Source organism: Micromonospora sp. AMSO1212t, from assembly GCF_008868145.1.
Taxonomy (GTDB): domain Bacteria; phylum Actinomycetota; class Actinomycetes; order Mycobacteriales; family Micromonosporaceae; genus Micromonospora; species Micromonospora tulbaghiae.
The window spans coordinates 1-9,022 of sequence record NZ_WBKS01000175.1; the positions used below are offsets into that span (position 1 = coordinate 1).

Genomic DNA, 9,022 nt, shown 5'->3' on the forward strand with positions numbered 1-9,022 from the left:
GGGGTGGTGGACGGTGCGCCGGTGCAGGCGGTGCCGTTGAGCGTGAACGCGGCCGGGACCGGGTTCGACGCGTTGTTCCACGAGCCGTTGAAGCCGAAGTTCGCGGTGCCGCCGGTGCCGATGGCCGCGTTGTAACCGGCGTCGCGGGCGCTGACCTGGGCGCCGGACTGGCTGACCGTCGCGTTCCACGCCTGGACGACCTGCTGGCCGGCGGCGAAGCTCCAGCCGAGGGTCCAGCCGTCGACCGGGTCGCCGAGGTTGGTCACTGTCACGTCGGCGCCGAAGCCGCCGCTCCACTGGTTGGTGATCCGGTAGTCGACCCGGCAGGCGACGGCCGCCGCGGCGGCCGTCATCGTGGTGAGCGCGCCGGCCGACAGCGTGACCGCCGAGGCCGCGGCGAGCAGCGCGATCCGGCGGCGTGGTGTGGTGGGGTGCACGGGGATGCCTTTCGCGGAGGTCAGGCACGCGACGACGCCGGCCTGCCCGGACCGGCGGGGAAGGTACGTGCCCTGATGCGACGGGCGACGCCGATATATCGACGTCGGTGATTAGGCTCCGCGCTTCGCCAGCTTAACCATCTGCCCGCGCCTCGACAAGCGCGGCGCCGAGAGCCCTCGCTGTGGGCGAGACCGGAGGCTCAGCCCTTTTCGACGGCGGTGGCGAGCCGCCGGGGCTCCTCGGGCTCGGCGACCGGCGCGGAGGCGTCCACCGAACCGGCGGCAACCGGCGCCGGGGCGTCGACCGAGCCGGCCGCGAGCGCGGACTCCACAGTGGCCCGGGCCCGGCGGGTACGGCGCAGCGCCCGCACCGCCAGCCCGACGGCGACCACCCAGGCGGTGGCGAGCAGCGCGTACACCACCGCCGGCACCGAGCCGCCCAGGTCACCGGCGCGCAGCAGGGTGCGGGCGTTGGTCAGCACGATCACGCCGCCGATCACGGCGCCGAGCAACTGGGCGGGGACGATGCGGACCAGCCAGGCCGCGATCGGCGCGGCGATCAGGCCACCGACCAGGAGCGCGGCCACAGTGGGCAGCAGGAAGCCCTCGGAGCCCAGGCCGATCAGGAAGCCGATGCTCGCCGCGCCGGCCACCACGAACTCGGAGGTGTCCACCGAGCCGATGACCTTACGGGGTTCCATCCGGCCGGAGACCAGCAGCGCCGGGGTGGCGACCGGACCCCAGCCACCGCCGCCGGTGGCGTCGACGAAGCCGGCGACCAGGCCGAGCGGGGCGAGGAAGCGGCTACGCAGCCGGCCACCCGCCCGGTTTGCCCGCAGCGGCCGGGAGAACCGCACCAGCAGGTACGCGCCGAGCGTGAACAGGATGGCGGCCATCCACGGCGCCGCCGCCTCGGTGGAGATGGAGCTGAGGAACGTCGCCCCGGCGAACGCGCCGATCGCGCCGGGGAGCGCGATCCGGCCGACCACCTTCCAGTCGACGTTGCCGAAACGCCAGTGCGAGACGCCCGCGGCGAGCGTGGTGCCGATCTCGGCCAGGTGCACCGAGGCGGACGCGGCGGCCGGCGCCACGCCGGCGAACAGGAGAAGCGTCGAGGAGGTCAGCCCGTACGCCATGCCGAGCGCGCCGTCGACGAGTTGCGCGGCGAGCCCGACGAGGGCGAGGACCAGCAGCTTGCGCACGAGCGCCCCCTGACTTTTCGGTATCTCCTATCAACTTGGTCGACAATGCGGCACGGAGGCGTCCCGGGTCAAGTCCCCCATCCGGTTGGTAGGAGACGCCGGACGGTGTGGTCAGCTCCAGGCGCGCGGGTCGGCGGCCAGCTCGTTGACCCGGCCGGGCAGCGCGCCGGCGGCCACGTCGGCGATGGTGACCAGGTCGAGGATCTCCCGCTCGCTGGCGCGCAGCGCGATCCAGACGTCCTGCAACGCGCGGGCCGCACCCTGGTAGCCGAGCTGTTCCGGGCGGTGCCCGCGCACATGCGCGAGTGGACCGTCGATGACGCGGATCACCTCGGCCAGGGAGATCTCCCCGGCTGGCCGGGCCAGCCAGTAGCCGCCCTCGGGGCCACGCTGGGCGTGCACGATGCCGCCCCGCCGCAGCTGCAGCAGGATGCTCTCCAGGAACTTCGGCGGGATGTCCTGTGCGCGGGCGATCTGTTCGGCGGTCACCGGGCGGCTCCGCCCGGTGGTCCCTCCGTCCGCGACCGAGGCCAGCTCAGCGGCCGCGCGGAGGGCGTAGTCGACCCGGGCGGAGAGACGCATACGGCCAGGTTAGTCCGCTGCCCCGCGGACCGGCCCCCCGACCCGCGCCCGGACGATCACCGGCCGGGCGGTCAGCCGCCGACGCGCCGCAGCAGCCCCTCCTGTACGGCGCTGGCGATGTGCCGGCCGTCGGTGGTGAACATCCGGCCCGTGGCCAGCCCGCGGGCGCCCGACGCGGACGGGCTCCAGCAGTCGTACAGGAACCACTCGTCGGCGCGGAAGGACCTGTGGAACCACAGCGCGTGGTCGAGGCTCGCACCGACCACGCCGCCCGGGCCCCACACCTCGCCGTGCACCGAGAGCACCGAGTCCAGCAGCGTCAGGTCGGAGGCGTACGTGAGGGCGCACGCGTGCAGCAGCGGATCGTCCGGCAGCTTGCCGTCCAGGCGCATCCACACCCGCTGGTGCGGTTCGGCCGGGCGGTCGCCGGGGCGGACCCAGCCGGGCTCGCCGACGTAGCGCACGTCGATCGGGCGCGGGATCATCCCCCAGATACCCAGGCGCTCCGGGTAGCGGGAGAGCCGGTCGGTCATGGTCGGCACGTCGTCCGGGCCGGGTACGTCCGGCGGGAGCGGGGCGTGGTGGTCCAGCCCCTCCTCCTGACGCTGGAACGACGCGGACATGAAGAAGATCGGCTTGTCGTGCTGCAACGCCACCGAGCGGCGTACCGAGAAGGACCGGCCGTCCCGGACGTTCTCCACCTGGTACTCGATCGGCTCGGCCGGGTCGCCGGGGCGCACGAAGTAGCCGTGCAGGGAGTGCACGGCCCGCTCCGCGTCGACGGTGCGGCCGGCCGCGACCAGGGCCTGGCCGGCGACCTGCCCGCCGTAGACCCGCTGCGGGCCCACCTGCGGGCTCATCCCCCGGAAGGTCATCTCCCCGGTACGGGCGAGGTCGAGCACCTCCAGCAGCTGGTCGACGGCCGCCTGCCCGGTGGCCACACCACTCATTGGAGGGCTCGCGCCGAGGCCGCGTCGACCAGCGAGCCGAGCTGGTGCACGCGCAGCGTGTTGGTGGAGCCCGGGGTGCCGGGCGGGCTGCCCGCCACGATCACCACGTAGTCGCCCGGGTTGGCCCGGTTGAGGCCGAGCAGCGCCTGGTCGACCTGGCGGAACATGTCGTCGGTGTGCTGGACGAACGGCATCAGGAACGTCTCCACGCCCCAGGACAGCGCGAGCTGGTTGCGCACCTCCGGCACCGGCGTGAACGCCAGCAGCGGCAGGTCGCAGTGCAGCCGGGCCAGCCGCTTGACTGTGTCGCCGGTCTGCGAGAACGCGACCATGGCCTTGGCGCCGATGGCCCGGGCGATCGACGAGGCGGCGACGGTGAGCGCGCCGCCGTGCGTACGCGGGTCGTGCTGCAACCGCGGGACGGCGATCGAGCCGGCCTCGGTGGTGGTGACGATCTTCGCCATGGTGCTGACCGTGAGCACCGGGTACTTGCCGACGCTCGTCTCGCCGGAGAGCATCACCGCGTCCGCGCCGTCGAGCACCGCGTTCGCCACGTCGGAGGCCTCGGCGCGGGTCGGGCGGGAGTTCTCGATCATCGAGTCGAGCATCTGGGTGGCGACGATGACCGGCTTGGCGTTCTCCCGGCACAGCTGCACGGCGCGCTTCTGCACCAGCGGCACCTGGTCCAGCGGCAGTTCGACGCCCAGGTCGCCGCGGGCGACCATGACCCCGTCGAAGGAGAGCACGATCGCCTCCAGGTGGTCGACCGCCTCCGGCTTCTCGACCTTGGCCAGGACCGGGCGGCGCACCCCCTCCTCGTCCATGATCGAGTGGACGAGCTTGATGTCCTCCGGCGAGCGGACGAAGGAGAGCGCGACCAGGTCGACGCCGAGGCCGAGGGCGAAGCGCAGGTCCTCGGCGTCCTTGTCCGACAGGGCCGGGACGCTCACCGCGACGTTCGGCAGCGAGACGCCCTTGTTGTTGGAGACCGGACCGCCCTCGGTGACCAGGCACCGGATGTCGTTGCCGGTGACGTCGCTGACCTCGACCGCGACGCGGCCGTCGTCGATCAGCAGCCGGTCGCCCGGCTTCACCTCCTGGGGCAGCTTGCGGTAGGTGCAGGAGACCCGCTCCTTGGTGCCCACCACTTCGTCGCCGGTGATCACGACGGAGTCGCCGGTGCGCCACTCGTGCGGGCCGTCGGCGAACTTGCCCAGGCGGATCTTGGGACCCTGGAGGTCGGCGAGCACCGCGACCGGCTTGCCGGACGCCTCGGCCGCCTCGCGGACCAGCCGGTAGACCGACTCGTGGTCGGCGTGACTGCCGTGGCTGAAGTTGAGCCTCGCCACGTTCATGCCTGCCTCGACGAGTCCCCGGATACGCTCCGGGGACGAGGTGGCGGGGCCGAGGGTACAGACGATCTTCACGCGGCGTGTCACGCCCATCAGGCTAGTCTCTCCTCCGGGTCGGCCTCCCGGCCGACCCCTTGCGGACTGCGGAACATTTGTCCAACGACGCGCGTCAACCGCGTGGGCGGGCGGTAGGCGTACCGCACCGGAACGTCGTGTGGCGGGCATCGGCGACCGCGCGGTGAGAAATCGTACCGCTCGCCGCCACGGGCCGGCCCGGGGCACTGTGGGGCCGCCGCGCTCGGCCGTCCGGCCGTGGGCGGGCACTGGGTACGCGGCAGCGGGCGGTGCTGCCCGCAGGGGCGCGCGGGAGTCTCAGCTCTCCGTCTTGACCAGCGGGAACTCCAGTGAGCCGGCCGGGCAGAGGAAGGTGAGCACCTCGACGCGGTAGAGACCGGCCTGCACCGCCGGGTCGGCCTCCATGACGCTGCGGACGTCGTCCACCGAGCCGGTCCGGGCCAGGCCGAAACCGATCGGCGGGTCGGGTTCCCGGGCCGGGCCGTCCACTGACCCGTCCACGAGCACGATGCCGCGCCGTTGCAGCGCCCGCATGTGCTGGAGGTGCTCGGCCTGCAGCCGCTGCACGGTCTCGTCCGGCAGGGCCCGCCCCGAAGGGCCGGGGTAGAGCACGATGCACTCGTACGTGTCGAGCGCGAAGTCGAGCCGTGGCGTCGCGGCCATGCGCACCTCCTGACCACCGTCCCGCCCAGCCTCCCACGGCGGCCCGGTGTGCCGGGGCTGCTCGCCGCAACTACCAGTGCTTCGCCGCCACGATTCAGGGAATGTCCAGGGGTCGGGGCGCAGTCCCGCCCCGCGAGGCACGAACGAGCACAGGAGGACCGCGAATGGCCACCAGCACCCAGCCCGCCAAGGCGTCGGGCAGCTACCGGATCGGTGGCGACCTGCCGGTCGACCGCCTCGGCTACGGGGCGATGCAGCTCACCGGCCCCGGCGTGTGGGGCGACCCCAAGGATCCGGCCGAGGCGGTACGGGTGCTGCGCCGCGCGTACGAGCTGGGCGTGACGTTCATCGACACCGCCGACTCGTACGGGCCGTTCGTCAGCGAGCTGCTGATCCGTGAGGCGCTGCACCCGTACGCCGACGACCTGGTCATCGCGACGAAGGCCGGGCTGACCCGCTCCGGCCCGGACGACTGGCGCCCGGTGGGCCGCCCGGAGTATCTGCGCCAGCAGTGCGAGCTGAGCCTGCGCCACCTGGGCCTGGACTGCATCCCGCTCTACCAGCTGCACCGCATCGACGCGAAGGTGCCGCTGGCCGACCAGCTCGGCGAGCTGGCGCTGCTACGCCAGGAGGGCAAGATCCGGCACATCGGGCTGTCCCAGGTCAGCGTCGAGCAGATCGAGGCGGCCCGGGCGATCGCGCCGATCGTGTCCGTGCAGAACCTCTACAACCTGGCCGACCGCGGCGCGGAGGACGTTCTGGAGCACTGCGAGCGCCACGACCTGGCGTTCGTTCCGTGGTTCCCGATCGCCACCGGCAACCTGGCCCGGCCCGGCGGCCCGCTCGACGCGATCTCGACCGCGCACGGGGCCAGCCCGGCGCAGCTCGCGCTGGCCTGGCTGTTGCGCCGCTCGCCGGTGATGCTGCCGATCCCGGGCACGTCGTCGGTGGCGCACCTGGAGGAGAACGTGGCGGCGGCCGAGGTGGAGCTGACCGACGACGAGTTCGAGGCGCTGGCCAAGGCCGCCTGACCGCACGCCGCCCGGCCCTTTCGCGGAATGTGATCGAACAACTACTGTCAGAGGGATTCTCACGAGTGGGGGTCCGCTGTGGAGGAGTTCGACTACGTCATCGTGGGGGCCGGTGCGGCGGGGTGCGTGCTGGCGAACCGCCTCACCGAGGATCCGGGGACACGGGTGCTTCTGCTGGAGGCGGGCGGCTGGGACCGCAGCCCGTACGTGCGGGTGCCGAAGGCGTTCTCCCGGCTGATGGACGACCGGCGCACCGCCTGGCACTACCCCGCCACCACCGGGCCGGGCCGCCAGGAGATCTGGCAGCGCGGGCGGATGATCGGCGGCTCGACGTCGGTCAACGGCATGATCTGGAGCCGCGGCGCGGCCCGCGACTGGGCCGCCCTCGAACCGCTGGGCTGGGGCTGGCCGGCAATGCGCCAGGTGTTCCCGCGGTTGGAGGACCATCCGCTCGGGCCGGCGCCGCACCGGGGCACGGGCGGCCCGGTGCGGCTGTCCATCGCCACCGGCACCGACCCGCTCGCCGAGGAGATGGTGGCCACCGGCGCAGAGCTGGGCTGGCGCCGCACCGACGACCTGGACGCCCACGACGACGAGCGGATCGGCTACCCCACCGCCACCATCCACGCCGGACGCCGGGTCAGCGCCGCGGACGCGTTCCTGCACCCGGTGCGGCACCGGCCCAACCTGACCGTCGAGGTCGGCGCCGTCGTCCTGCGGGTGCTCGTCGAGGGCGGCCGGGCCACCGGCGTACGGGTGGCGCACGGCGGCCGGGAGACCGAGTACCGGGCAGCAGGCGAGGTGATCCTCGCCGCGGGCGCCCTCGCGACCCCGCACCTGTTGCAGGTCTCCGGCATCGGTCCGGCGGACACGCTGCGCGCGGCTGGGGTGCCGGTGCTGCTCGACCGGCCCCGGGTCGGCGCGGGCCTGCGCGAGCACCGGTCGATGGTGCTCCAGTACCGCCTCGCCGAACGCGGCGGCCACAACATGACCATCGGCAGCCCGCTCGGGCAGGCCCGGGCGACGCTGCGCTGGCTGCTCACCGGGGGCGGACCGCTCGCCCTGCCGGTGCTCGACGTGGCGGCCCACCTCAAGTCCCGCCCGGAGCTGGAACGTCCGGACGCGCACCTGCTGATGGCGCCGTTCTCGGCCGCGCCGCCGCGCCCCGGCAAGGCCCTCGAACTGGAACGGGAGCCGGGCCTGATGTGCCTGGGCACCGTCACGCGGCCGGACAGCGAGGGCAGCCTGACGATCACCGACGCGGACCCGCGTACGCCGCCGGCCATCGTGGCGAACTACCTCACCACCGAGCACGACCGGCGGGTGGCGGTGGACCTGTTCCGCCGGATGCGGGAGTTCTTCGGCACCGGCCCGATCGCCGAGCGCATCCGGGCCGAGACGGTGCCCGGGACGGCGACCACGACCGACGCGGAGATCGTCGAGGCGGCTGTGGCGCGCGGCTACTGCGGCTACCACGCCATCGGCACCTGCGCGATGGGCGCCGGCGACGAGCACGTGGTCGACCCCGAGCTGCGGGTACGCGGCGTCGACGGGCTGCGGGTGGTCGACGCGTCGGTGCTGCCGGTGATGGTGGCCGGCTGGACCAGCTCCCCGGTGACCGCGCTGGCCTGGCGGGCCGCCGACCTGATCACGGGACGGGAAGCGGACTGAACGACGGCACGCACGACGGCCCGGCCGGACGTGCCCGGGTCCGCGCGGCGCGGGCCCGGGCACCTGTGTCAGACAGCGAAGCAGTTCGGCTGGACCGGGGCGCCCGCGAGCACCTGACGCACCGCCGTGTACGTGGTGCCGTCCAGCACCAGCCCCAGGTGGCCGACGACCCGCAGCGGGCACCACGCCTGCACCAGGATGTTCGTCGCGCCGTCGGCGAGCAGGGCGTTGTCCACCGGCCGGACCAGCTCGTCCTGCCAGGTGCGCACGGTGGCCCAGCGCACCGGGCCGGGGGTGTCGTCCCCGGCGTTGAGGTCGGCCAGGAAGCTCGACCCGATGGTCATCTGCTGGCAGGCGATCACCCCGGCGCAACTGCCCAGCCCGAGGACGGCGACCAGGTTCGCGACGTAGGTGCCGTACTGCGGGCTGCCCAGGCTGACGTACTGGTCGACCGTGGCCGCGCCGCCGAGGTACTTGACGTACCAGCGGCTGACCAGGCCGCCCTCGGAGTGGCCGACCAGGTCGACGCGGGCCGCGCCGGTGGCGGCGCGCAACCGGTCCACGTAGGACGACAACGCCCGGGCGGACTCGCGGATGTCGCCGAGGCCGAGGTTCGGCAACTGGAAGATCGAGACTCGGTAGCCGTCGGCGCGCAGCCGGGCGGCGATCGGCTCGTACGCGATGGAGATTCCACTCAGGCCACCGACCACGATCACCGGGTCGGCGGCTGCGGCGGCGGCACAGAAGCTGGACGAGGCCAAGGCGCGCACCGCCGCTGCCGCGCAGGACGCGGCCGAGGCGCGGGCGCTGGTGGCGGGCGCGCTGGAGGGGGCCACGGCGGGCCCACTGATCGGCGTCATCGACTCCTACCGGCAGGCGCTGGCGCAGGCCGCGCAGGGCGGGGAGCCGGCCCGGCAGCACGTGCAGGAGACCATCGCGAAGGTCCAGGCGCTGGGCAACTGAGCCGGTCCGGCATGCCGGTTTGCGCGCAGGGCGCGACAAGGGTTACCGCCGCGTAACTTTTCATTGACGTGTGTGAAATCGGACACGCATCATCGT

10 protein-coding genes are annotated in these 9,022 nt (G+C 73.5%); 3 read left to right on the top strand and 7 right to left on the bottom strand.

Annotated elements, in window-relative coordinates; all coding sequences use genetic code 11:
* The 6 genes from F8279_RS27635 to F8279_RS27660 all read right to left on the bottom strand — a co-directional run.
* A partial coding sequence (locus F8279_RS27635) for a cellulose-binding domain-containing protein (RefSeq protein ID WP_192580787.1) occupies nucleotides 1-437 on the bottom strand: 437 nt, incomplete at its 3' end.
* A gap of 200 nt (nucleotides 438-637) precedes the next feature.
* Entirely contained in the window at nucleotides 638-1,639 is a 1,002-nt protein-coding gene (locus F8279_RS27640; RefSeq protein ID WP_151501498.1) for a sulfite exporter TauE/SafE family protein, read from the bottom strand.
* A gap of 111 nt (nucleotides 1,640-1,750) precedes the next feature.
* Nucleotides 1,751-2,221 carry an Rrf2 family transcriptional regulator gene (locus tag F8279_RS27645; protein WP_091420583.1) on the bottom strand — a complete coding sequence of 157 codons (471 nt, stop codon included), beginning with the start codon at nucleotides 2,219-2,221 and terminating at the stop codon, nucleotides 1,751-1,753.
* A gap of 71 nt (nucleotides 2,222-2,292) precedes the next feature.
* The gene (locus F8279_RS27650; protein ID WP_151501499.1) at nucleotides 2,293-3,171 is read right to left on the bottom strand and encodes an acyl-CoA thioesterase II; all 879 of its coding nucleotides are present in this window, start codon (nucleotides 3,169-3,171) and stop codon (nucleotides 2,293-2,295) included.
* Nucleotides 3,168-4,616 carry a pyruvate kinase gene (pyk, locus tag F8279_RS27655; RefSeq protein ID WP_091420586.1) on the bottom strand — a complete coding sequence of 483 codons (1,449 nt, stop codon included), beginning with the start codon at nucleotides 4,614-4,616 and terminating at the stop codon, nucleotides 3,168-3,170. Before pyk ends, F8279_RS27650 begins: the two co-directional genes overlap by 4 nt.
* Before the next feature lie 279 nt (nucleotides 4,617-4,895).
* A complete protein-coding gene (locus tag F8279_RS27660; RefSeq protein WP_013287532.1) occupies nucleotides 4,896-5,261 on the bottom strand; it encodes a YciI family protein in 366 nt (121 codons plus the stop codon).
* Nucleotides 5,262-5,425: 164 nt separating this feature from the next.
* Between F8279_RS27660 and F8279_RS27665 the strand changes: the two genes are divergently transcribed.
* Nucleotides 5,426-6,292 (top strand): aldo/keto reductase, encoded by an 867-nt coding sequence (locus F8279_RS27665; RefSeq protein WP_151501500.1) that lies wholly within the window; start codon nucleotides 5,426-5,428, stop codon nucleotides 6,290-6,292.
* Nucleotides 6,293-6,370: 78 nt separating this feature from the next.
* A complete protein-coding gene (locus tag F8279_RS27670) occupies nucleotides 6,371-7,963 on the top strand; it encodes a GMC family oxidoreductase (protein WP_151501501.1) in 1,593 nt (530 codons plus the stop codon).
* Nucleotides 7,964-8,031: 68 nt separating this feature from the next.
* Here F8279_RS27670 and F8279_RS27675 read toward each other — a convergent pair whose 3' ends face one another.
* Nucleotides 8,032-8,799: an alpha/beta fold hydrolase gene (locus F8279_RS27675; RefSeq protein ID WP_225853432.1), complete on the bottom strand. Its 768-nt coding sequence runs from the start codon at nucleotides 8,797-8,799 to the stop codon at nucleotides 8,032-8,034.
* On the opposite strand from F8279_RS27675, the gene F8279_RS30735 reads away from it, so the two are divergent.
* Nucleotides 8,711-8,926, top strand: a complete 216-nt coding sequence (locus F8279_RS30735; protein WP_225853433.1) for a DUF6244 family protein — start codon at nucleotides 8,711-8,713, stop codon at nucleotides 8,924-8,926. The genes F8279_RS27675 and F8279_RS30735 overlap by 89 nt on opposite strands.
* The last annotated feature ends 96 nt before the right edge of the window (nucleotides 8,927-9,022 follow it).